The following is a 23,113-nucleotide window of genomic DNA, read 5'->3' on the forward strand; positions in this document are numbered from 1 at the left end:
GAACATTTCGAAAGGAATCCTCATGAAGCATCAAGAGATTATGGAACTGATTGATCACTTTGCGGGAAGTGGCCTGCAGAGCATGAAGCTGGCCCAGGAGGGGGTTTCCCTGGAGCTCCACCGGGGTGCCGCTGCCGCGAAACCGGAGGTGCGGAGCGCGGAGATAATGCCGGTTCCCGAAGAGGCCCCGGAGGCGGTCGACGCCATCACAGCGCCGCTGGCCGGAATTTTCTACGCGGCCCCCGCACCGGACCAGCCGCCCTTTGTGACGGCGGGAGCGCGTGTGAAAAAGGGACAGACCGTGTGTCTGCTGGAGGCCATGAAGATGATGAGCGAGATTCCGGCTCCCTGCGACTGCGTCATTGACGAGGTCCTGAAAACCAACGGCGAGCTGGCGGCTTTCGGAGAGCCGCTCTTTCAATACCGGCCATGTTGAAACGGGTGTTGATTGCCAACCGGGGGGAGATCGCCCTGCGGATTCTGCGGGCATGCAGGGAACTGGACATTGAGACTGTGGCGGTTTACTCCCAGGCAGATGAGGAGGCCATCCACGTGCAGCTGGCCACCCATTCGGTCCGCATCGGCCCACCCCGGGCGGCGGACAGCTATCTGAATCAGGACGCGATCCTAACGGTTGCCAAGGGAACTGGCTGCGACGGCATCCACCCAGGCTATGGCTTTTTGTCAGAGAATGCCGACTTTGCGGACGCCTGCGCCGCGGCTGGCGTGACGTTCATCGGCCCCTCCGGGGACAGCATCCGCAAGGCCGGGTCCAAGTCGGCGGCGCGGGACATCATGCGCGCGGCCGGTGTGCCGGTGACGCCCGGCTCTGAAGGGGTGGTCCGGGATCTGGCTGCGGCGCAGGCCGCAGCGGAGGCTATTGGTTACCCAGTGCTGCTGAAGGCCAGCGCCGGGGGCGGCGGCCGGGGCATCCGCCGCTGCGAGAGCGCCGCCGAACTTCCAGCAGCCTATGAGGCAGCCCGGGCGGAGGCCCGGGCCTGCTTCGGAGACGATGAGATGTATCTGGAGAAGCTCATCCAGAATCCCCGGCACATCGAATTTCAGATTCTGGCGGACCGGCACGGTAACATCGTCCACCTGGGGGACCGGGACTGCTCCATCCAGCGCCGCAACCAGAAACTCATCGAGGAGGCTCCCGCCCGCTGCCTAACGCCGGAGCTGCGCGCCCGCATGGGCGAGGCGGCGGTCCGGGCGGCCAGGGCCGTGGGCTACGAGGGCGCCGGCACCGTGGAGTTTTTGCTGGATGCGGACATGGAGCACTTCTACTTCATGGAGATGAACACCCGCATCCAGGTGGAGCATGGTATCACGGAGCTTGTGACTGGCGTGGACCTGGTGCGCCAGCAGCTGCGCATTGCCTCCGGTCTTGCACTGGACATGGGGGAGGTGACGCTGCAGGGCCACGCCTTGGAGTGCCGCATCAACGCTGAGGACCCGGCGGCGGATTTTCGTCCCTGCCCTGGCAAGGTGGGCTTTCTCCACTTCCCCGGCGGGCCGGGGGTACGGGTGGACTCCCATCTGTACACCGGCTACACCCTGCCGCCCTACTACGACTCCCTGGCCGCGAAGCTCATGGTGCATGCGCCCACCCGGCTGGAGGCCATCCGGAAGATGCGTCGTTGCCTGGAGGAGTTCGCCTTAGACGGCTTCCGCACCAACGCGGAGCTGAGCTACCAGATTCTCTATCACCCCACCTTCGTCCGGGGCGGCTGCACCACCGCCTTTTTGGACCAGTGTCTGCCGCAGCTGCTGGACTTCAGTCGGCACTTGCCGGATCAGGAGGAGACATGAACACGATTTTTGCCCAGCGCCGTGCACGGTTGCTGGAGATGAAGACACTGCGGGAACGCTATGTCCCGGCAGATCAAACGGTTTGCTGCCCGTCCTGCGGCGAAGAGAGCCATCGCAGGGACGTGGCCCGGAATTTGGATGTCTGCCCCCGGTGTGGACATCACTTCCCCATCGGCGCGTATTACCGGCTCAGCACGGTGTTGGACTCCGGCACGTTCCGGGAACTGAATGCCAAGTACCCGGCGGGAGACCCTTTGACGTTTCCCAGCTATCGGGAGAAATTGGAAAAAGCCCAGCGAAAAACCGGGCTTGGAGAGGCGGCGGTGACAGCCGTGGGCGCTATCGGCGGCGTGCGCTGTGTGGTGGGCGTGATGGATAGCCGCTTTTTGATGGGGAGCATGAGCGCGGCGGTGGGAGAAAAGCTGACGCGGGCGGTGGAATACGCCGCCAAAGCAAAGCTGCCGCTGATCTTTTTTTGCGCCAGCGGCGGCGCCCGGATGCAGGAGGGGATTCTGTCCCTCATGCAGATGGCCAAGACCAGCGCCGCGCTGGAACGGTTTGCCCGGACGGGGCGGGTGTATCTCTCCGTCCTGACGGACCCCACCACCGGCGGGGTCACTGCGAGCTTTGCGTCTTTGGGAGACATCATCCTGGCAGAGCCCGGCGCGCTCATCGGATTCGCGGGCCCCAGGGTCATTCAGCAGACTATCGGCCAGACGCTGCCGGAGGGCTTTCAGAGAGCGGAATTTCAGATGGAGCACGGCTTTGTGGACGCGGTGGTGCCCCGCGCACAGATGCGGGACACTCTCTCCCGGCTGCTGCGCATTCATACACAAGGAGGCCGCACATGAACGAATCTCTGCTCCCGGCGCAGCGCCTGGCAATTGCGCGGAACCCGCAGCGCCCCGGCATTACGGACTATATCGACATGCTCTTTACCGACTTTGTGGAGCTGCGGGGAGACCGCCTCTGCGGAGAGGACCCGGCGATTCTGGGGGGCGTTGCCCTGTTTCACGGCGCGCCCGTTACGGTGATCGGCACCCGAAAGGGGAAGACACTGGAGGAAAACGTCCGCTTCCACTTCGGCATGCCCAGCCCCGAGGGGTATCGCAAGGCCCTGCGGCTGATGCGCCAGGCGGAGAAATTTCGCCGCCCCGTCCTCACGTTCATCGATACCTCCGGCGCCTATCCCGGCATGGAGGCGGAGGAACGGGGACAGGGAGAGGCCATTGCCAGAAATCTCTTTGAGATGAGCCGTCTTACGGTGCCGGTGATTGCCGTGGTGACCGGAGAGGGCAACAGTGGCGGCGCCCTGGCCCTGGCGGTTGCCAACCGGGTGCTGATGCTGGAAAATGCAGTTTACGCTGTACTCTCGCCGGAAGGTTTTGCGACGATCCTCTGGAAAGATGCCGCCCGGTGCGAGGAGGCGTGTGAAATTATGAAAATGACTGCCCAGGACCTGATGGGACTGGGTGTGATTGACGAGATTGTGCTGGAGCCGGAGGGCGGTGCCCATCTGGCGCCAGCCATCGCCATCCGGCAGGTGGACCAGGCGCTGCACCGCCAGCTGGCGGAGCTTTCCAAAAAGAGCGGGACCGCCCTGGCCGCGGAACGGTATGAGAAATTCAGAAAGATCGGCGCGGGGAAGGAGAACACATGAACGGAATCAAAATCAAGGGTACAGGCAAAGGCCTGCCCCGGCGGACCATGACCAATGAGGACATGGCAAAGATTGTGGAGACCAGTGACGAGTGGATCACTACCCGTACTGGGATTCAGCACCGCCATCACGTCTCCCAGGGGGAGAGCATCACGGCTCTGACCGTCGCCGCGGCCAGGCAGGCTATGGAAAACGCTGGTGTCACAGCCGAGCAGATCGGGGCCTGCGTGGTGGCCACGCTGACACCGGACACCCTGGTGCCCTCCGCGGCCTGCTGGGTACAGCGGGAGCTGGGGCTTCCACACGATATCCCTTGCTTTGACTTGAACGCCGCCTGTACCGGATTTCTCTACGCGCTGCACACCATGGAGTGCCTGCTCAATGCCTCACCCAGAAAATTCGGCCTGGTGATTGGAGCAGAACAGCTCAGCCGCATCACGAATTGGGAGGACCGGGGGACCTGCATCCTCTTTGGAGACGGGGCCGCCGGCGTGGTGGTAGAGTGCCGGGAGGACTGGCCCTCCATCGGCGCGGTGCTGGGAAGCCACGGCACGGATCAGATGCTGCGGGTGCCGGGAGTGGAGACAGACGCGCCCAGTCTCATCTACATGGAGGGCACGAAGGTCTTCAAATTTGCCATTGAGGCGGTGCCCTGGTGCATCGACCAGGTGCTGCAGAGGCACGGGAAGACCATCGAGGACGTAGATTTCTTTGTGTTCCACCAGGCCAACGCGCGGATCATCGACCTGGTGGTGCGGAAATATCAAATTCCGCTGGAGAAGTATTATAAGAACATTCAGGAATACGGAAACACCTCCGCTGCCAGTATTCCTCTGGTGCTCAGCGACCTGTGGGACCAGGGAAAAATTGGCGCTGGCAGCCGTCTTTTGATTGTGGGCTTTGGCGGTGGCCTGACCTGGGGCGGCGCATATGTGGAATTCGAGTGAGTCGGGGGAGAGCATGATATGAAGAAATTAAACGAGATTTTGGGGACAGAATTCCCCATGATTCAGGGCGGTATGGCCAACATCGCTACCGGCGAGTTCGCCGCCGCTTGCTCCAACGCCGGCGCACTGGGGATGATCGCCACCGGCGGCTGGGACGGGGCACGGCTGCGTCAGGAGATCCACCGGGCCAAGGAGCTGACAGACAAGCCCTTTGGCGTGAATCTGATGCTCATGAGCCCCTACGCGGACGAAATCGCCCAGATCATCGTGGAGGAAGGGGTCCGGGTGGTGACTACCGGCGCCGGCAACCCCGGCAAATACATCCGGACCTGGAAGGAACACGGCATTAAGGTACTGCCGGTGGTGGCGGCGTCGATCCTGGCGCGGCGTCTGGAGGGCTTAGGCGTGGATGCCATCATCGCAGAGGGCACGGAGTCCGGAGGCCATGTGGGGGAGATGACCACGATGGCCCTGGTTCCTCAGGTCATTGATGCGGTGGACCTGCCGGTGGTGGCCGCCGGCGGCATCGCTGACGGGCGGCAGGCTGCTGCTGCGTTCGCCTTGGGCGCCTGCGGCATCCAGATCGGAACCTGTCTGCTGGCAAGCGAGGAATGTCCTATCCATGAAAATTACAAAAAGGCGCTGCTCAAGGCTAAGGACTCCGACACTGTGGTTACAGGGCGGTCCGTGGGCGGGCCGGTCCGGGTGCTGAAAAACAAGATGTCCCGGGCGTATCTGGCGGAGGAAAAGCGGGGCGCCACTCTGGAGGAGTTGGAGCAGCTCACCTTGGGCGGTCTGCGCCGCGCCGTACTGGAGGGAGACATGGAGCGCGGCAGCGTCATGTGCGGCCAAGTGGCCGGCATGCTTCATGAGGTCCGGCCGGTGCGGACCATTCTGGAAGAGCTGTACAGCGGCGCAAAGAGTGTTCTCGCGGAGACGGAGCAGGTCTGGCGGGAGCGGGACGGAAGAGATGGGGAGTGAGCAGATGAGGCTTGGATTTCTATACGCCGGACAGGGGAGCCAGCACCCGGGCATGGGCGCGGACCTCTATGAATCGTACCCTGCCTTTCGCCGCGTGCTGGATCAGGCGGCGGAGGAAGTGGACTTTGACTTAAAGGAGGTCTCCTTCCAGGACCGCCAGGGCATCCTGAACGAGACCCGCTACACGCAGCCGTGCATGGTGGCGTTCGCGGCGGGCCTCACAGCGGTGCTGGAGGAGCGGGGCGTGGTCCCCGCGGCGGCGGCGGGCCTTTCGCTAGGCGAGTATTCCGCCCTTCACGCTGCCGGCGTATTTGACGCGCGGACGGCCGTGGGACTGACGGCCTTCCGGGGCCGCGCCATGGAAGAGGCCGCGGCAGGCCGGGAATCCGCCATGATGGCGGTTCTGGGCATGGGCCGGGAGCTGCTACAGGCGGCCTGCGACGAGGCCGCAGCACTTGGCTGCGTAACGATTGCCAACTATAACTGCCCCGGACAGCTGGTGATCGGCGGTGAGCGGGCCGCCGTGGAGCGGGCCGCAGCGCTGGCAAAGGAGAAGGGCGCGAAGCGCTGCCTGCCGCTGAACGTGAGCGGTCCCTTCCACACGCCGCTGATGGCGCCCGCCGGAGAGGCTCTACGGGAATATTTCAAGGGAATTGACTTTGCAGCCCCCCGCATCCCGGTGGTGTTCAACTGTCTGGGAGACACGGCGGGGGGCGCGTCGATTCCGGAGCTGCTGGTGCGCCAGGTCCAGAGCAGCGTCTGGATGGAGGACTCCATCCGGCGTCTGGCCTCCATGGGCCTGGACGCCCTGGTGGAGATCGGTCCGGGCAAGGCTCTCAGTGGTTTTGTCCGCAAGACCGCGCCGGAACTGCGGGTAGTCGCCGTGGAGACCGCGGCGGACGTGGAGGCGTTGCCGGAGAAGCTTTTGGAGCTTGCGGGAAAGGAGAGACCATGAATTTTTCTGGAAAGACTGCGGTAGTCACCGGCGGCAGCCGAGGCATCGGCCGGGCCATCTGCTTGAAGCTCGCCGCGGGCGGCGCTCATGTGGTGCTGTGCTACGCCGGCAACGAGGATGCGGCCCGGGAGACCGCGGCGGAGTGCGAAAAGTTGGGTGCGAAAGCGTTGGCCGTCCGGTGCAACGTGGCAGACAGCGCGCAGGTCCAGGCGCTGATGGACACCGCCGTGAAGACCTTCGGCGGCATCCACATCCTGATCAACAACGCCGGCATCACCCGGGACCAACTCATGATGATGATGAAGGAGGAGGCCTTTGACGAGGTTATCAGCGCCAACCTAAAGGGCGCGTTCCTGTGCATGAAAGCCGCTGCCCGCACCATGATGAAGCAGCGCTACGGCCGGATTGTGAGCCTGAGCAGCGTGGTGGGGCTTCGAGGCAACGCGGGGCAGACGAACTATGCTGCCAGCAAGGCCGGCATTATCGGCCTGACCAAGTCCATCGCCAAGGAACTGGCCTCCCGGGGTGTCACCGCCAACGCGGTTGCTCCCGGCTTCATCGACACGGATATGACCGCAGCTATGTCGGAGGCGGCAAAGGCCGCCACGCTGGCCTCCATCCCCCTGGGGAAGCTGGGAAAGCCGGAGGACGTGGCGGCGGCGGTGGCCTTCCTCGCCAGTGAGGAGGCCGGCTATATCACCGGACAGGTGCTCGCCGTTGACGGCGGCATGGCCATGTAGGAGGAAACACCATGAGCAAAAGACGAGTTGTCATCACTGGAATGGGGGCCCTGACGCCCCTGGGCCTCACCGCTCGGGAGAGCTGGCAGGCCGTGAAGGACGGAGTGTGCGGCATCGCGCCTATCACCCAGTTTGACGCCTCCGCCCAGAAAGTCAAGCTGGCGGCGGAGGTCAAGGGCTTCGTCCCGGAGAACTACCTGGGCAAGCCCGAGGCCAAGCGCATGGGCCGCTTCACGCAGATGGCGGTGGTCGCCGCCAGGGAGGCCGTGGCCGACGCAGCCTTTACCCTGGAGGAAGCGGAGGCGGACCGTTGCGGTGTCATCGTCTCCAGCGGCATTGGAGGACTCTCCATCACGGAGGCCGAACATGACCGTGGGAAGGAACGGGGCTGGGACCGGGTATCCCCGTTCTACATTCCCACCGGCATCTGCAATATGGCAGCGGGCATGGTGGCCATTGACACGGGCTTCCGGGGCATGTGCTCCTGCCCGGTGACGGCCTGCGCCGGCGGCACCAACGCCGTGGGCGACGCCTTCCACTATATCCGGGACGGATATGCCGAGGTCATGCTCTGCGGCGGCACGGAGTCCAGCCTGACGCCGTTGGCGGTAGGGGGCTTTACCTCCATGAAGGCTCTGTGCCAGAACGAGGACCCCGCCCGGGCCTCCATCCCATTTGATGCAGAGCGCAGCGGCTTTGTCATGGGCGAGGGCGCCGGCATCCTGCTGCTGGAGGAGCTGGAGCACGCCCGCGCCCGGGGCGCTAAGATCTACGCGGAGGTGGTTGGATATGGCGCCACCTGCGACGCCTATCACATGACCGCGCCCCGGCCCGACGGCTCCGGAGGCGCGAAGGCCATGGTCATGGCACTGGCAGACGGCTGCGTCACGGCGGAGGAGGTGGGCTACATCAATGCCCATGGTACCTCCACGCCCCTCAACGACGCGGGGGAGACCGCCGCGGTCAAGGCAGTCTTTGGGGAGCACGCCTATCGTCTGGCCATTAGCTCTACCAAGTCCATGACGGGCCACATGCTGGGAGCCGCCGGCGCCGTGGAGGCGATTTTCACCGCGCTGTCCCTGCGGGACGGATATCTCCCGGCCACCATCCACTATCAGGTTCCTGACCCGGCGTGTGATCTGGACGTGGTGCCGGGTCAGGGCCGGAGCGCCGACATCCGCTATGCCCTCTCCAACTCCCTGGGCTTTGGCGGGCACAACGGAACACTGCTGCTGAAAAAATGGGAGGAGGCGCCGTCATGCAGTTAAATTCCAACGAGATCGCCAAGATTCTGCCCCACCGCTTTCCCTTTGCCCTGGTGGACCGCATCACGGACTATGAGCCGGGGGAGTGGGCAAAAGGAATCAAGTGTGTCAGCGTGAACGAGCAGTTTTTCTGCGGTCACTTCCCCCAGGAGCACGTGATGCCTGGGGTGCTGATTCTGGAGGCCATGGCCCAGGTGGGCGGCGTGGCGCTGCTGTCCCTGCCGGAGAACCGGGGGAAGATCGCCCTCTTTGGCGGGGTGAAGCACGCCCGCTTCAAGCGGAAAGTTATCCCCGGCGATGTGCTGGAGATGGAGTGCGAGCTCAAACAGCGACGGGGGCCGGTTGGCATCGGTACCTGCCGGGCCACTGTGAATGGGGAGGAGGCCTGCACAGCAGAGTTGAGCTTTGCTGTGGTGGATGAGGCTTGACGGCTTTCCGCCGATGTGGTAAAAAAGATAAGAAGGGGATGGATCGGCATGCTGGAACAGGCTTTTTTTAACGTATACACGAAGTTTAAGCTCCATTTTTATCAGGAGATTTTCCGGCGCTTCCAGACCCGGGAGGCCAGCCTCACCACGGTGGAGACCTTTTGCATGGAGACGATCCAGGCGCTGGGCCGGCCGACCATCAGCGAGTTTGCCGCTTTCATGCGGATTTCCCTGCCAAACGCCACCTACAAGGTCAACAGCCTGGTCAAAAAGGGCTATATTCAAAAGAAGCAGTCCCAGGAGGACCAGCGGGAGTACCACCTGGAGGTCACACAGAAGTATCTCGACTATTATAGCATCAGCGTCACCTATATGGTGGAAGTGATGAACCGGATCTCCAGACGTTTTTCCTCTGAGGAGTGCGCCAAGCTAGAGGAGATGCTGAGGATTGTCAGCAAGGAGCTGATGCCGGAGGTTACTCTCCCCAATCCCTGAACTCAGACGGACATTCGGGCGGAATGGCCCGGATGTCCGTTTTTTTGCGCAGATCAGCGCCTTTGGCTCTACGCATGAGAATGGGCTGATCTGCCTGCTTTGGACAAGCGCTATGGCCGTCCCTGTGAGGAGAGAAGTGGGATCATGGAACTTTCAATTTACAAACTTCAATTTTTCGTGTATGATAAACAAAATGCGCCATCTCAAAATTGCTTTAAAGCACGAAAAAGGAGAATAACCTGATGGAATGGATCACGGGCCTAATTTCCGCTGTTTATCAGCTGTTGTGGGGAGATTTATTCGTCCTGCCTCTGCCGGGCGGGGGGACTCTCGGCATTTCCCTATTGGTGATTTTGCTGATCCCAACCGGTATCTACTTCACCATCCGCACCCGCTTTCTCCCCATCCGTCTCTTTCCAGAGATGCTGCGGGTTACAGCGGAGAAGCGGGGGAGAGGGAAAAAGAACGATGCGATCTCCGGTGTACAGGCCCTGGTGGTATCCACGGCGACCCGCGTGGGCATGGGGAACCTGGTGGGTGTGGTGGCAGCCATTTCAGCAGGTGGTGCAGGAGCGGTATTCTGGATGTGGCTCTCGGCGCTGGTGGGGTCCTCCACTGCCTTTATCGAGGCCACGCTCGCCCAGCTGTACCGCCAGAAAGACCCTCTGTACGGCGGCTACCGGGGCGGTCCGGCCTATTACATTCACGCTTTTGAAACCAGACGGCGGCCGGGTAAGCGCCGCAGAACGCTGATTGCAACGCTCTTTGCCATTTCCGGCCTGATCTGCTGGTGTGGAATCAGCCAGGTTGTCAGCAATTCCGTCACATCGGCGTTTGAAAACGCCTTTGAAATTCCTCCTCTTTGGACCACCGTGGTGCTGGTGGTGCTGGCAGCTTTGATTGTGCTGCGCAAGAACGCAACCGTTAAGGTGCTGGACGTGCTGGTGCCCATCATGGCGGTATGTTATTTCGTGATGACGATTGTTCTTATTATCAAAAACGCAGCGGTGCTGCCGTCTGTTTTTCAACGTATTTTTGAGGAGGCCTTTGGTCTGCGTCAGGCGGTGGCCGGCGGCTTTGGCGCGGTCATCATGAACGGTGTGAAGCGGGGCTTGTTCTCCAACGAGGCCGGTTCCGGCTCCGCACCCTGTGCCGCGGCTGCGGGTGACAGCGGGCACCCGGTCAAAACCGGGCTGCTCCAGGCGCTGGGCGTGTTCATTGACACGCTGGTGATCTGCAGCTGTACGGCATTCATCATGCTGGTGACGCCGGAGGGCACCATCGCGGGGCTTGAGGGAATGGATCTGCTGCAGGCCTCCATGGAGTACCATCTGGGCCGCTTCGGCGTGGTGTTCATTGCCGTGATTCTGGGGCTATTTTGCTTTTCTACGTTCATCGGCATCCTGTTCTACGCCCGCTCTAACGTGGCCTATCTCTTCGGGGACAACTGGATTTCCCAGACAGCCTACAAAATTTTGGCCCTTGGCATGCTGTTTGTGGGCGGGCTTGCGGCCTATACCTTTGTCTGGGACTTGGGCGACGTGGGCGTTGGAATGATGACAGTATTCAACATTCTGGTAATCCTGCCGCTTTCCAAGGAGGCGCTTGCGTCTTTGCGGGAGTATGAGAAGGGGATGGAGGCAAGCCGCCAGGGAAAAACCGCCGGTGAGGAGTCTTCCGAAAGCTGAAATATGGATGAGGCCCGGCCTTCCGCCCATATGCGGAAGGCCGGGCTCCTTTCAGTCAAAGGGACGAGTATCGGAGGAAGCTGCGGTCGCCGTGCCACATGCGGTCTGACTGCCGGCAAAAATGAAAGCGGTAAAATATCTGCGGGATTTTCGGAAAAACTGTGGGAATTTGGCCTTGCAATCCGGAAAAAATATGACTATAATAGAAAATCGATATGTCATAAGGAAGGGACGTTCGTGATGCAGAACGAAAAGCTGAGAAATGTAGCCATTATCGCCCACGTGGACCATGGCAAGACCACCCTGGTGGACGAGATGCTCAAGCAGGGCGGCGTGTACCGGGAGAATCAGGAGACCGTGGAGCGGGTGATGGACTCCGGTGACTTGGAACGGGAGCGGGGCATTACCATCCTGGCGAAGAACACCGCCATTCAATATAAGGATACCAAGATCAACATCGTGGACACTCCGGGCCACGCCGATTTCGGCGGCGAGGTGGAGCGGATTTTGAAGATGGTCAACGGCGTCATTTTGCTGGTGGACGCGGCGGAGGGCCCCATGCCCCAGACCCGCTTTGTCCTCTCGAAGGCGCTGGAGCTAGGCCATCGGGTGATTGTGGTGGTCAACAAGATTGACCGCCCGGATCAGCGCATCCACGAGGTGGTGGACGAAGTGCTGGAGCTCCTCATGGACCTGGACGCAACGCCCGAACAGCTGGACAGCCCCATGCTCTTTTGCTCCGGGCGCAACGGCACGGCTTCCTACTCTCCGGAGGTGGCGGGCACCGACCTCACGCCGCTCTTTGAGACGATTCTCGAGTATATCCCGGCACCGGAGGCCAATGTGGACGAGCCGTTCCAGATGCTGGTGAGCTCCATCGACTATAACGAGTTTGTGGGCCGGATTGCCATCGGCCGCATTGAGCGGGGTACCTTGAGGCAGAATCAGGAAATCTCGGTTTGCAACTACCACGACCCGGAGGCGGTGCTCCGCAAGGCCAAGGCCACCGCTATCTACGAGTTTGACGGCCTTGGCCGCAAGGCAGTCACCGAGTCCACCGCCGGCAACATCATCGCCATGAGCGGCATCGGCGACATCACCATCGGCGACACCATCTGCGCCCCAGACTGCGTGGAGGCCCTGCCTTTTGTGCAGATTTCCGCCCCCACCATGGAGATGACCTTCTCCGTCAACGACTCTCCCTTTGCCGGGCGTGAGGGCAAATTCGTCACCTCCCGCCAGATTCGTGAGCGGCTCTACCGGGAGACGCTGAAAGACGTGTCCCTCCGGGTGACGGACACGGATCGGGAGACCGCCTTCAACGTGGCGGGCCGGGGCGAGATGTCCCTCTCCATCCTGATCGAGACCATGCGCCGGGAGGGATATGAGTTCCAGGTCTCTCCTGCCCGGGTGCTGTACCAGGAGATTGACGGCGTGAAGTGCGAGCCCATCGAGCGGCTGGTGGTGGACGTGCCCGCCGACTGCGTGGGCCCCGTCATCGAAAAGCTGGGCCAGAGGAAGGCGGACATGGTAGAGATGACTCCCGTGGGAGACCGGATGAAGATCGAGTTCCTGGTTCCGGCCCGGGGCCTCTTCGGCTACCGCAACGATTTCCTCACCGACACCAAGGGCGAGGGCATCATGGCCTCCGTGTTTGACTCCTACGCACCCTACAAGGGTGAGATTTCCCGCCGGGGCAACGGCTCCATCATCTCCTTTGAAACCGGCGAGTCTATTACCTACGGGCTGTACAACGCCCAGGAGCGGGGGACGCTCTTCATCGGCGCGGGCGTACCGGTGTACGGCGGCATGATCATTGGCGTGAGCCCCCGCAGCGAGGACATGACGGTGAACGTGTGCAAGAAAAAGCAGCTCACCAACACCCGGGCCAGCGGCTCGGACGACGCGCTGCGGCTGGTCCCCCCCCGGCAGATGAGCCTGGAGCAGTGTCTGGAGTTCCTGGCGGACGACGAGCTGTTGGAGGTGACTCCCAAGAGCCTGCGGATGCGCAAATCCATCCTGGACCACGAGAAGCGGATGAAGGCGCTGCACGGGAAGAAGTGAGGTAAAGGGGGGATTTGGTCCCCCCTTTAGAACCCCCCTCACCAGTCTGCGGACTGGTGTCGCCGCCCCCGGCGGCTGGGGGAGCGGAATTTTCGGCAGGCGCATGTCCTGCCGAAAATATTGGAAATCTTCCTTTTGCTTCCGGCAAAAGGAACCGGGGGAAACTGCAAGTTTCCCCCTGGCCCCCCTTCCGGGGATGGGAGGGGGATGGGAGGGGGATGGGAGAAGGCGGCGACGGGGCGCCGCCAGACAGCTTTCGGGTTGGTGCGTTGGGGGAACCGGAGGTTCCCCCTGGCCCCCCTCCAAGGGCGCAAAGGCGGCTGAGCAACGCTCAGCCGCCTTTGCTTTCGTATTTTTTGAGGAGGTCTTCGATGGCCTCGTCCAGAAGACGGGTTTTTGTAATGCGGGTCTTTTTGGAGAGTTCATTGAAAGGCTCCACCAGCTCATTTGCCAGAGAGGATACGAACTTCTTGCGATTCACCAGGACTGCTTCTGCCATAGGACACCTCCTGTGTACTATATTAATACTATATCATGCAAATGAATGCTTGACTAGTGGTGCCTATATAGTGTATATATAATATATATTACGGGGGTGAATCATATGGAACATGAAGCGTTGGAAATGTTGGAGACGATAGCCAGAAATCTCTGCCGGGAGCGGATGCGGCGGGAGGGGGTTGGCAGGTACGCGGCAGAGTCCGAGGCACGGCTGCGGGAGGTGTTTTTTCAGGAGCACAAGGGCGATGCGGACCTTCGCCGCAGCGTGCTGCGGCTGCTGGATGCTGGGGACTGCGAAGCGGAGCTGGAGGGGACACAGCTCTTTTACCTGGGACTGCAAATGGGGCTGGAACTGGGCAGACTGAACCTGTGGAATCAAAGTTAGGGAGATTTTTGATTCCGCGGGAACTTTTTCCCGCCTCCATACGTCTCATAGAGCAAACACCACGAGAAAGGATGCGACATCACATGAAACGACTGATTACCTGCCTGCTGGCTCTGACCTTGTGTGCGGGGCTGATGTGCGCGCCCGCCGCGGCCGCAGAGGAGTCGGCTCCCTCCCGCCTGACTCCTGTCCAGGTCTGGGGCACCATCACCCGGCTGGACGACGACAGCATACTGCTGGAAAACTCCAACGAAAGTAACCCCAACAGTGAGATCATCGTCCACCTCAGCGAGACCACCTATCTCATTGACGCCGTCACCGGCGATCCGATGAAGACCGAGGATTTGAAGGATGGGGACACCGTCTATGCCTGGGTGGGGCCCGCCATGGCGCTGAGTCTGCCGCCCCAGGCAGCGGCCACCATCGTGCTGGGGAATATTCCGGCAGACTACGCCGTGCCCCAGTACTATCAGGTGGCGGAGGTCAAGCCCCAGATCGCACAGCCCATCAATCCGCCGCAGCCGTTGACCTATGTGGAGTTCACCGCCACTGACGGCACAGAGGTGAAGATCACGGACAAGGCACAGCTGACGCCTTATCTGACCAAGAATATGGTCTATCTGGAGAGCATTCTCCCCGGCACGGAGCTGCTGGTGTGGAAGGACAGCCAGGGCTCGGTGATCAAGGCCATGCTATTCGCCTACGACTATCGGGGCTATCTGAGCGTCTCCGAGGAGGCGGTCTCCGTCAACGGCGCCGTGGTGGGCAAGACCCGTGCCAGTGAAGACGGCGACGTGCTGCTGCCCATTCGCGCGGTGGCGGAGGCGCTGGGGATGGAGGTCTCCTGGGATGCCGCCAAGGGCGCCGTGGTCTCTTACGGTGAGAAGATGATCAAGCCCGCGCCCCTTACCACCAACGTGCTGTTCACGGCCATGCCTGGCGGCGAAATTCTGGGTGTGGATGGCGATGGTGAAACCTACGAGACCTACGGAACCTGCGTGAAGGAGAACGGCGTCACTTACCTCTCTCTGCACACGCTGGCGAACTTGCTGAATCTGTTTATTGCGGACTGAACCAAAGGCCCTGACTGCTGTCAGGGCCTTTGGTTTATGCGAAGCTCAGATGGAACCGGGCACCGGGGTCTCCGGCAAAGACGAGCACGCCGTCCTCAGGCAGCACAACGGAGGTGTCGTTCCACAGCACGGAGGAGGCTGTGACCTGCCCTGCCGCGTCATAGACCCAGAAGCCGGCATCCTTTGGCAACTGGACCGTCATGGTTTTGCCGGCGGCGTTGTCACTCACCGTGTACCAGCGGGCATAGCCATCCTCCTGCACGGTCGTGTAGGCGGTGCCGCTGCCAGTGAACAGTTCTGGTACGGCGGAGGCGTCCATATACGCACTGCCCCGGGCGATGATCCAGGTGACGCCGTCCCGGTCCTCCACATGGTAGTCCAAACCGTCTCGACCGCCCACACCAGGGAGCTGAATTTCAAAGAGCGCTGTGGCGGCGTCCACGATACGCATGGAGCCCATGTAGCCGGGGACAAGCTCCGGCGTCTCGCCGGCGGCGGAGTCCGCCAGGGCCGCATAGGTCTGAGAATTGTAAGGCTCGTCCATCGGCAGAACTCCCATGGTCAGAATGTCGTCCCAGGCTGCCTGGACCTCTGGAGTGAGGGGGTTGTCTGGCAGTTTTACCGCTGCGTAGTTGGAAACCGGCAGAGCGCCGAGACCGGGAAGGCCGGAGACGGTCTTCTGGTAGAGATAGACCTGGCCGTTTTCTTCCTTCACAAAGGACATGTATGCCGTCCCGGTGGCGTCCCGGAAGGTACCGTCGCTGTGATAGGTAAAGGTCTGGTCAGGGATGGTGGTGGGATAGTTGAGGTAGTGCATGGTGAGTTTGCCATCCTCTGTGAGGCTCACCTGATACTGGGCGGAAGTGGAGCCGTAGTAGCCGGCGTTTTTCAGCAGATCCGCTGGCATGGCGGCGGGTTCGGCTGCGGGCAAAGCGGGGATGCTCTCGTCAACGCTCACGCCTTCCTTCGCCAGGGCGGCGATCAGAAGTTGGTTGGCGACCATCTCATTATAGGTGGACACGCCGCCGGAGCTGACCACCGCGGCGGCCATATCGTGTTCCGGCAGGACCACCAGACCAGCATGGTAGTAAAGAGTATCGCCGCCCTTCACCAGGGCCTGGATGTCGCTTTGGCAGAAGGGGTACCACTCCATGTTGTCCCAGCCCAGGCCATAGGCCAGGGAGTCCAGGGTGTCCTCTGGCCAAATCCCGCGGCTGTACTCTGGGTAGGCCATGGCGTCCAGGGAGGACTGGCTGAGAAGCTCTGTGCCTGTGAGAGCGCCGCCAAAGGCCGCCAGGTCCGAGGCGGTAGCATAGATACCACCGGCGCCGATGGCGTTCAGAGAGTCAGCGGGTAGAGCGCGGGTGTCGTCGCCTCGGTAGGTCTTGGCCAGACGGCTCACGTCAAAGTCGCCGCCGGGGGCGAAGGTATCGTCCAGGCCGATGGGGTCCAGGATGTACTTGTCCACATAGTCCATGAAGTCCAGGCCGCTCACGGCCGCCACCACCAGCTCCGCCAGAGTGAAGCCGTCGTTGCAGTAGACGCTGTACGCGCCGGGGTCTGCCACCAGACGCTGGGTGGAGAGGGACTCCAGAAGGCCGTCCGTCGCGGAGGTGTCCGCCTCGCCAAAGAGCATGGCGCCGCCAAGACCTGTGCCCATGATACCGGAGGAATGGTTTAAGAGCATCCGCACAGTGATATCCTTGTAGCGGGGGTCTGCCATCTTGAAATCCTTGAGGTAGCGGGTTACTGGCGCGTCCAGAGACAGCCGGTGCTTCTCAGCCAGCTGCAAGACCGCCACGGTAGTGTAGATCTTGCTGACAGAGCCCACGCCGTAGAGGATATCGTCCGTCAGGGCGCGGTTCTCAGTTTTGGAGTAGACGCCGCTGCCGCCGGTAGAGACGATCTCGCCGTCTTTCCACAGAGCGTATTGAATGCTGGTGGTGGCGCCGTAGGTCTCAGCCGCGGCAAGGGCGGCCTCCACCGGATCGGCAGTCTCCGCCGTGTCCTCCGCCGCCAATGCCGGCACGGTTAGGCTCATGGCCAGGGTCAGCGCCAGAGCCAGGGTGCGTTTTTTCGGATGTTTCATATCTCTTCCTTTCCCGCCCCGCGGGGCGATTTGGCCGGCTCCCCGGCCTGATTTCTCTCCTAAGGATACACCTTCCCCTTGGTGGAAAGTCAAGTGAAATTTCGATATATGTTTAGCACAGATTGTTTAGAATCCATCTGTGCCGCAAGGGGCTGCGTTAGACTGAGACAGGGTGATGAACAAAGACCCGCCTGCGGGAACTGCGGCAGACGATGCAGCTGATGCAAAAAGCGGCAGCCCGTGAGCTGCGGTGAGCGCATACGGGGCCTATGGGCAGGGGAAGCGGCACATTCCTATGAAAAAAAGAATGGTTCTGGCGGATTTGTACCATGTCAGTATCGATTACCCAGTAGGTCGAACAGATGAAAGCAAGCAGTAAAGCAATGCGGCACGGTGCTCCCGTGCCGCGCGTTTATGCGATGGGCTTTCCGCCGGTCAGCAGCCCTAGAAGCGGCTCAAAATCCACGCCCTCCCGCATGGGAAGGTCCTGAGCGGCCGTGCGCTCGGCGCAGACCCGGATAAACTCCACGGCACGGCGGGTGGCCTGTGGCAGCGGGTTTCCCTGCAGCAGCGCGCCGGTGAGAACACTGGCAAATACATCGCCGGTGCCGTGAAATTCTCTGGGGACCCGTCGGGTTTCAATCATCTCGGTTCGCCCGCTGGAGGAGTCGAAACACGCTGCCCCGGTCCAATCCTCTCTTGTAGAGGCACCGGTCAGCACCACAGAGCGTCGGCCATCCAGACTGAGGCGCTCTGCAATCTCTCGGCAGTCGGCCACGAGTACGTCTCTGTAGGGAAGGCCCAGCAGAAGAGCGGCCTCTGTCAGATTAGGCGTGATGATATCCGCTTGCTCTGCAAGGCAGGCTGTGCCGTCGCACATGGCGGAGGTGTAGGTCTGGTAGACCTTCCCATGGTCCCCCATTACCGGGTCCACCACCACAACGGTATCCTCACGCCGGAAGTCCCGGATGAAATCCGCTACAATGCCGATCTGCCGCTCACTGCCTAAAAAGCCGCTGTAGATGGCCTGGAATCGCAGGTCCAGGGACTTCCAGTGAGCGGCCACCTTCGGCAGCTCGTCGGTCATATCCAGAAAAGTAAAACCTTCAAACCCGCCGGTGTGGGTGGATAAAAAGGCGGTGGGCAGGGGACAGCACTGAACCCCCATAGCGGAAAGAATTGGGAGAGCGACGGTCAAAGAACAGCGGCCGAAGCCTGACATATCATGAATTGCAGCGGCGCGGGGCGTCAGCATGGCGGCGGACCTCATTTTCTTAAAATTCATTTTATTCTATCGCAGATTTTTCTATTGTTCAAGAGCAAAAGTTATGTTATACTAGTTTTGCCATGAAACAGAACATGTCTCATAACCTCAGAGAGACTCTTATGCAGAAATGATGGATTTGACAGATATGCGAGATTCGCTGCCATTCCCTCGGCGGAGATTTACCGTTCTGTTGGGCTCTTAAGAACTGAATATGCGCCTGTGATGGAATTGGTAGACATGCGAGATTTAGGTTCTCGTGCAGCAATGCGTGTGGGTTCGAGTCCCTTCAGGCGCACCACGTCGGAGCAAGCGTCATATCGCTTGCTCCGGCTTATTTTTATAAGCCAGAACGCGCTCATTTTGCTGCTCCCCCTTTCCCACAGTGACCCGCTGCGCTGGGCTCACAGTGGGCGGGATACCCTGCGGACGGCTTTTTCCGTTACCGGAAAAGTATCGGTTCGTCTTTCCAGCTCAGAAATTTTAGGCTTGGCACGAAGCCCCGCCATGCGGCGGGGCTCGAATAGGGGCTTTTCAACCGGATTTCCGGTTTAGGTTTCGGGGAGTTTTTTTCTTGAACTTGTCCGCATTGGTGCACATCCGAGCAACACCCGGCGTCTTTTTGTGCCTGTGGCAAAAAGTGCTCTCTCCCTGCTCCACCGCTCCCCACGGGACACGCTGGCGGGATCGGGCACAAAACCACCGCCTCCCCGGGTGGGGAGGCGGCGGGAAATATGTGGTCTGCCGTCACAGGCATTACTGCAGCAGCTGCAGCACACCCTGAGGCACCTGATTGGCCTGGGCCAGCATGGCCTGAGCGGACTGAATCAGGATGTTGTTCTTGGTGTAGGACATCATCTCCTCGGCCACGTCCGTGTCGCGGATGGTGGACTCGGCGTCGGTGATGTTCTCCTCCATCACGGAGAGGTTGTTCTGGGTGTGCTCCAGACGGTTCTGGGTAGCGCCCAGAGTACCACGGGTCATAGACACGCTGTTGATGGCCTTCTTGATTACATCGACTGCATCCTGTGCGCCATCCTGGGTGCTAATGTCCACATCGGCAATGCCCAGAGCGGCGCAGTGCATATCCTCCACGGACACCTGCAGCTGGTTCCAGCTGTCGCTGGTGTCGCCGATCTGGAGGGTCAGGCTGGAACCGGTCGTGGTCTTGGGCGTAACGGAAATCTGGTCCCGAACCAAGGCTTCGGTGCTCAGATCGTCCTTGTTGGTAGTCAGGCTCTGCAGGGTCAGCGTGCCGCCATTGTTACCAATGGTGAACACCGTGTTGGTGCCGCCAGCCTTGGTGATACGGTTGGCGATTTCGGCGACCTTGGTATCGTCCAGCTTTCCGGTATCATCCAGCAGATCCTTTACGCCGATAGTAGTGCCCTGGGTGGTATCACTAGAATAATCAATCTTAAACTCCTGGTTACCGATCTTAATCGTGGTGCCGTCAGCCAGCATATCGGTGGACAGCTTAAAGTCGGCGGTCGCCTGCGTGACAGTCTGCGCGGGCTTGCCGGCGGTAATAACCTGGGTAGCATCGTTGATGGTGCCCACACCAGTAGCGCCAGTGCCGGTCAGATTGCCAAGCTTCACCTCGAAGTCGGCTTTGGCGTCAGTCTCATTCTTGGGGTCAATATCAGCCGTAAAGGTCAGCTTGCTGCCACTGACCGCAGCAGTGTAGGTCACATCGCCGATCTTAACGGTCTTTCCGTTAAAGGCATTCGCGATAGTGTCAGAGTCAATCGTCTGATCTGCACCAAGGGTAATATCACCAGATGTCAGTGTTGCACCACCGATCTGCAGGCTCAGCGTACCATTGCCGGTACCAGTGCCATCCGTCTTGATCGTGTAGCCATCCAAATCAACGGAAAATGCGGGCTTTACCGCGGCGGTGGCGGTATTGTCCCGGATGGTAACATTCGTAACCGAATTCGTAAGGTCAATGGGCGTTCCGCCAAGCGTGGCGCCATCCTTCAAAGAGCCGTCCAGCAGCTGGATGCCGTTGAAGTTGGCGGAATCCGCAATCCGGTCAATTTCAGAGCGGAGAGAGTCCACTTCCTTTTGCAGGTTGGCCCGGTCCACGTCATTATCATAGGTGCCGTTGGCGGACTGGTTGGCCAGGTAGACCATGCGGTTGAGCATGTCCTGGACCTCCTGCATGGCGCCCTCGGCGGTCTTCACCAGGGAGATGCCGTCCTTCACGTTCTTCTGGGCGGCGTCCAGGCCGGTGATCTGGGCACGCATCTTCTCGGAAATGGCGAGGCCTGCGGCGTCGTCGCCAGCCCGGTTGATCTTATAGCCGGAGCTGAGCTTCTCCAGGTTCTTGCTGAGGGCAGAGGTATTGTTGTTGTAGTTCCGGTAGGCGTTCATCGCCATGATATTGTGCTGAATACGCATGATTTTGATCTCCTTATCTGTGTTTTCTGCGGGCGGCTGTTCCATGCCCTCCCGCCAGTTTGGGTGGAGCGCCGCCGCTTTCGGCATCCGGCCGGACTGCCTGAGATGCGGCGCATGGATCTATTTCAACCAGCTCGCGGGGCCGGGTGAAATCGGGGTTATTCGTTTGCCTCCGGGATGCCGTCCAGCCTGGCGCGAAGGGCGTCCAGGGTTTTCCGCAGGCCGTCCCGGTCGTGGGCTGGGGCCAGTTCATCCAGACGGGCGAGGATGCTCCGCAGCTCCCGGGTGACGGCGGCCTGTTCGGAAGCGGCACGTCTCCGCTCCGCCTCGGCACGGCTGCGCTGCTCGGTTCGCTCCCGCAGGCGCTGGGCGTCCCGGGCCTGGGCGGAGGGGCTCTTGGGCCGCTTTTCTCGCAGCCCGCCGGGGCGCTCGCCGGTGCGTTCCAGGACCTCCCCCCGCAGGATGGGAATCTCCCGGGGTGCCTTCACAGCCACCCGAAAGGTAGAGCCGGATTCTTCAAAAATCTGGACGGCAATCTCGTCGCCAATGGTGAGGTATTCGCCAGATTTCAGCTGCAACGAGAGCATGGGACCTCCTTTCCCGCGCATCCCTGCGCCATTCAAATCGGAAATGTGTACGTTTCCGAAATGTTTTTTTCTCCGAAAAATTTCAGCTTCCCCTCTTAATTATGAGGGGCAAGCTGCCGATGAAAGAAATAGAACAGCAAGAGAACCTATTTTTCGGAAACGTACACGTATCCAAAAATGACCGGTTTAATCTGGCCGCTCCAAGCGGATCACGTGATCGTAAAAGGTTGTAACGGGCATGGCACAAGTTTTTGCCGCCTGCTGCAGCGTTATTTTTTTGCTTCTCCAGTCCTGATGCGCCTGATGGAACTGATCGGGGAGCGGCCGGGGCGGCCGTCCAAACCGCACGCCCCTCGCCTTCGCCGCCGCAATGCCCTCCGCCTGCCGCGCCCGGATGTTGATTCGCTCGTTCTCCGCCACAAAGGACAGAACCTGGAGGACAATATCGCTGAGGAAGGTTCCCATCAGGTCCTTTCCGCGGCGGGTGTCCAGCAGAGGCATATCCAGCACCACAATATCCACACCCTTTTCCTTGGTCAGTGCCCGCCATTGCTCTAAAATCTCCTCATAGTTCCTGCCCAGACGGTCGATGCTCTTGATATAGAGCAGGTCGTCTTTTTTCATGCGCCGCACGAGCCGCTGATATTGAGGACGCTCAAAATTCTTGCCGGACTGCTTGTCTAGAAAGATGTTTTTCTCCGGCACCTCCATTTCCCGCAGAGCAATGAGCTGCCTGTCCTCCTTCTGCTCCCGTGTGCTGACCCGGACGTAGCCGTATGTATTTGCTCCTCCGGCTCTCATAACCCGCCGCGCCGGCCGGCTCCGCGGCCTCGCCGCCGCAATCTGGCCCGTTTGCTGGACAGATGGTACGCATCCACCAGGATTTCCGCCCGTGTGCTCATGCCTGCCTGGGCAATGTACGCATTTCTTTCGAGAGGTTCTTGCCTGTTCCATGTTCCTGTGTCCATCCCTTCTGTTTTTTTAACGGTTCTTTCATGTTGCTCCTTCCAAATGTCGTTCCTGCCCGGTTCCCTCACCCGGCGCAGTCCGGCCTGCCCTCCAGACGATGAGCTGCTTGTCGGGCGTCACGGCGGCGCGGACGGGTCCCATTTGGACGGTCATGAGGGGAGCTCGTGGGACTTGCTGCTCCTATATTGTAGCGGAAAAATACGTCCACGCTTGTGCATCCAGAAGAATCAAAACAACGTCCGAACAGCAAGACGCTGAAAAATTGGCAACAGAGATGGGTGCCGCCTTCGGAAGGGATGAAAGACCCGCGGACAGAGTGCGCCGGAGCGGCAGCGGTCGTCGCTCCAAGGCCTTGCTGGGGGAGCGGGGAGGATTGCAAGAGCCTCTTTCGTGCGGTCACACTGACACAGTTTTATGTGTTTTATCTCATGGACCGACAAAAATCACTCACATACAGAGCCTGATGCGCTGCATATGAGTGAGGCATGATCGGGACGGAAGAGAGAACGCTTCTCTTCACTTTTTTGAACAGCAGGATTGACAAGCGGCTGTCTATCGTATATACTAACCGCAATTGAATCAGGATCTTCAGGGCGGGGTGTGATTCCCCACCGGTGGTAAAGCCCACGAGCCGCAAGGCATGATTCGGTGAAATTCCGAGGCCGACAGTACAGTCTGGATGGAAGAAGATCGTGTATCGCAGGGATATAGATTCCTGCGTGTATGTGATTTGCTCTGGAATGATGTCATTCCAGAATTTTTTGTTTCCGCGGGACACGCGGAGAAAGTCACTGCACGCGGGTTCAC

21 protein-coding genes, 1 tRNA gene and 1 riboswitch are annotated in these 23,113 nt (G+C 60.5%); of the genes, 16 read left to right on the forward strand and 6 right to left on the reverse strand.

What is annotated here, in order from left to right:
• Positions 1-22 precede the first annotated feature (22 nt).
• From KJS55_RS10345 to typA, 13 genes are all read left to right on the forward strand, one after another.
• A complete protein-coding gene (locus KJS55_RS10345; protein WP_213543287.1) occupies positions 23-436 on the forward strand; it encodes an acetyl-CoA carboxylase biotin carboxyl carrier protein in 414 nt (137 codons plus the stop codon).
• Positions 430-1,812, forward strand: a complete 1,383-nt coding sequence (gene accC, locus KJS55_RS10350; protein ID WP_213543288.1) for an acetyl-CoA carboxylase biotin carboxylase subunit — start codon at positions 430-432, stop codon at positions 1,810-1,812. Before KJS55_RS10345 ends, accC begins: the two co-directional genes overlap by 7 nt.
• Positions 1,809-2,663: an acetyl-CoA carboxylase, carboxyltransferase subunit beta gene (gene accD, locus KJS55_RS10355; protein WP_213543289.1), complete on the forward strand. Its 855-nt coding sequence runs from the start codon at positions 1,809-1,811 to the stop codon at positions 2,661-2,663. Before accC ends, accD begins: the two co-directional genes overlap by 4 nt.
• On the forward strand, positions 2,660-3,472 hold the full coding sequence (locus KJS55_RS10360) for an acetyl-CoA carboxylase carboxyltransferase subunit alpha (protein WP_213543290.1): 813 nt from the start codon (positions 2,660-2,662) through the stop codon (positions 3,470-3,472). Before accD ends, KJS55_RS10360 begins: the two co-directional genes overlap by 4 nt.
• A complete protein-coding gene (locus KJS55_RS10365) occupies positions 3,469-4,419 on the forward strand; it encodes a beta-ketoacyl-ACP synthase III (RefSeq protein WP_187029560.1) in 951 nt (316 codons plus the stop codon). The genes KJS55_RS10360 and KJS55_RS10365 overlap by 4 nt, the downstream gene beginning before the upstream one ends.
• Before the next feature lie 18 nt (positions 4,420-4,437).
• Entirely contained in the window at positions 4,438-5,400 is a 963-nt protein-coding gene (locus KJS55_RS10370) for a DUF561 domain-containing protein (protein ID WP_187029562.1), read from the forward strand.
• 4 nt (positions 5,401-5,404) lie between these two features.
• Positions 5,405-6,355 (forward strand): ACP S-malonyltransferase, encoded by a 951-nt coding sequence (fabD, locus tag KJS55_RS10375; protein WP_213543291.1) that lies wholly within the window; start codon positions 5,405-5,407, stop codon positions 6,353-6,355.
• Complete coding sequence (fabG, locus tag KJS55_RS10380; RefSeq protein WP_213543292.1) at positions 6,352-7,095, forward strand: 3-oxoacyl-[acyl-carrier-protein] reductase; 744 nt, start codon at positions 6,352-6,354, stop codon at positions 7,093-7,095. Before fabD ends, fabG begins: the two co-directional genes overlap by 4 nt.
• Before the next feature lie 11 nt (positions 7,096-7,106).
• The gene (gene fabF / locus KJS55_RS10385; protein WP_213543293.1) at positions 7,107-8,363 is read left to right on the forward strand and encodes a beta-ketoacyl-ACP synthase II; all 1,257 of its coding nucleotides are present in this window, start codon (positions 7,107-7,109) and stop codon (positions 8,361-8,363) included.
• Positions 8,354-8,788 (forward strand): 3-hydroxyacyl-ACP dehydratase FabZ, encoded by a 435-nt coding sequence (gene fabZ / locus KJS55_RS10390; RefSeq protein WP_187029570.1) that lies wholly within the window; start codon positions 8,354-8,356, stop codon positions 8,786-8,788. The genes fabF and fabZ overlap by 10 nt, the downstream gene beginning before the upstream one ends.
• A gap of 48 nt (positions 8,789-8,836) precedes the next feature.
• A complete protein-coding gene (locus KJS55_RS10395) occupies positions 8,837-9,283 on the forward strand; it encodes a MarR family winged helix-turn-helix transcriptional regulator (RefSeq protein WP_187029572.1) in 447 nt (148 codons plus the stop codon).
• 242 nt (positions 9,284-9,525) lie between these two features.
• Positions 9,526-10,971, forward strand: a complete 1,446-nt coding sequence (locus tag KJS55_RS10400; protein WP_213543294.1) for an alanine/glycine:cation symporter family protein — start codon at positions 9,526-9,528, stop codon at positions 10,969-10,971.
• A 240-nt stretch (positions 10,972-11,211) separates the two neighbouring features.
• Positions 11,212-13,035, forward strand: a complete 1,824-nt coding sequence (typA, locus tag KJS55_RS10405; RefSeq protein WP_187029835.1) for a translational GTPase TypA — start codon at positions 11,212-11,214, stop codon at positions 13,033-13,035.
• A gap of 331 nt (positions 13,036-13,366) precedes the next feature.
• On the opposite strand, the gene KJS55_RS10410 is transcribed toward typA, so the two are convergent.
• Complete coding sequence (locus KJS55_RS10410; protein WP_213543295.1) at positions 13,367-13,534, reverse strand: ribbon-helix-helix domain-containing protein; 168 nt, start codon at positions 13,532-13,534, stop codon at positions 13,367-13,369.
• Positions 13,535-13,639: 105 nt separating this feature from the next.
• Between KJS55_RS10410 and KJS55_RS10415 the strand changes: the two genes are divergently transcribed.
• A complete protein-coding gene (locus KJS55_RS10415) occupies positions 13,640-13,921 on the forward strand; it encodes a hypothetical protein (protein WP_187029578.1) in 282 nt (93 codons plus the stop codon).
• Positions 13,922-14,004: 83 nt separating this feature from the next.
• Positions 14,005-14,994 (forward strand): stalk domain-containing protein, encoded by a 990-nt coding sequence (locus KJS55_RS10420; RefSeq protein ID WP_187029580.1) that lies wholly within the window; start codon positions 14,005-14,007, stop codon positions 14,992-14,994.
• A gap of 34 nt (positions 14,995-15,028) precedes the next feature.
• Here KJS55_RS10420 and KJS55_RS10425 read toward each other — a convergent pair whose 3' ends face one another.
• Together KJS55_RS10425 and KJS55_RS10430 are read right to left on the reverse strand one after the other, a co-directional pair.
• Positions 15,029-17,083: a serine hydrolase domain-containing protein gene (locus KJS55_RS10425; RefSeq protein ID WP_213543296.1), complete on the reverse strand. Its 2,055-nt coding sequence runs from the start codon at positions 17,081-17,083 to the stop codon at positions 15,029-15,031.
• A 412-nt stretch (positions 17,084-17,495) separates the two neighbouring features.
• Entirely contained in the window at positions 17,496-18,338 is an 843-nt protein-coding gene (locus KJS55_RS10430; protein WP_187029584.1) for a pyridoxamine kinase, read from the reverse strand.
• A gap of 225 nt (positions 18,339-18,563) precedes the next feature.
• Between KJS55_RS10430 and KJS55_RS10435 the strand changes: the two genes are divergently transcribed.
• Positions 18,564-18,648, forward strand: a tRNA-Leu gene (locus KJS55_RS10435).
• A 455-nt stretch (positions 18,649-19,103) separates the two neighbouring features.
• Here the strand turns inward: KJS55_RS10435 and KJS55_RS10440 are convergent.
• The 3 genes from KJS55_RS10440 to KJS55_RS10450 all read right to left on the reverse strand — a co-directional run bounded on the left by KJS55_RS10440 (position 19,104) and on the right by KJS55_RS10450 (position 22,138).
• Positions 19,104-20,750 (reverse strand): flagellin N-terminal helical domain-containing protein, encoded by a 1,647-nt coding sequence (locus KJS55_RS10440; protein WP_213543297.1) that lies wholly within the window; start codon positions 20,748-20,750, stop codon positions 19,104-19,106.
• 158 nt (positions 20,751-20,908) lie between these two features.
• The gene (locus KJS55_RS10445; RefSeq protein WP_187029588.1) at positions 20,909-21,337 is read right to left on the reverse strand and encodes a carbon storage regulator; all 429 of its coding nucleotides are present in this window, start codon (positions 21,335-21,337) and stop codon (positions 20,909-20,911) included.
• Between the two features lie 186 nt (positions 21,338-21,523).
• Complete coding sequence (locus tag KJS55_RS10450) at positions 21,524-22,138, reverse strand: recombinase family protein (RefSeq protein ID WP_187029590.1); 615 nt, start codon at positions 22,136-22,138, stop codon at positions 21,524-21,526.
• Between the two features lie 748 nt (positions 22,139-22,886).
• A riboswitch (FMN riboswitch) is annotated at positions 22,887-23,001 on the forward strand.
• Positions 23,002-23,113: the final 112 nt, after the last annotated feature.

Source organism: Pusillibacter faecalis (assembly GCF_018408705.1).
In the GTDB taxonomy this organism is placed as follows: Bacteria; Bacillota; Clostridia; order Oscillospirales; family Oscillospiraceae; genus Oscillibacter; species Oscillibacter faecalis.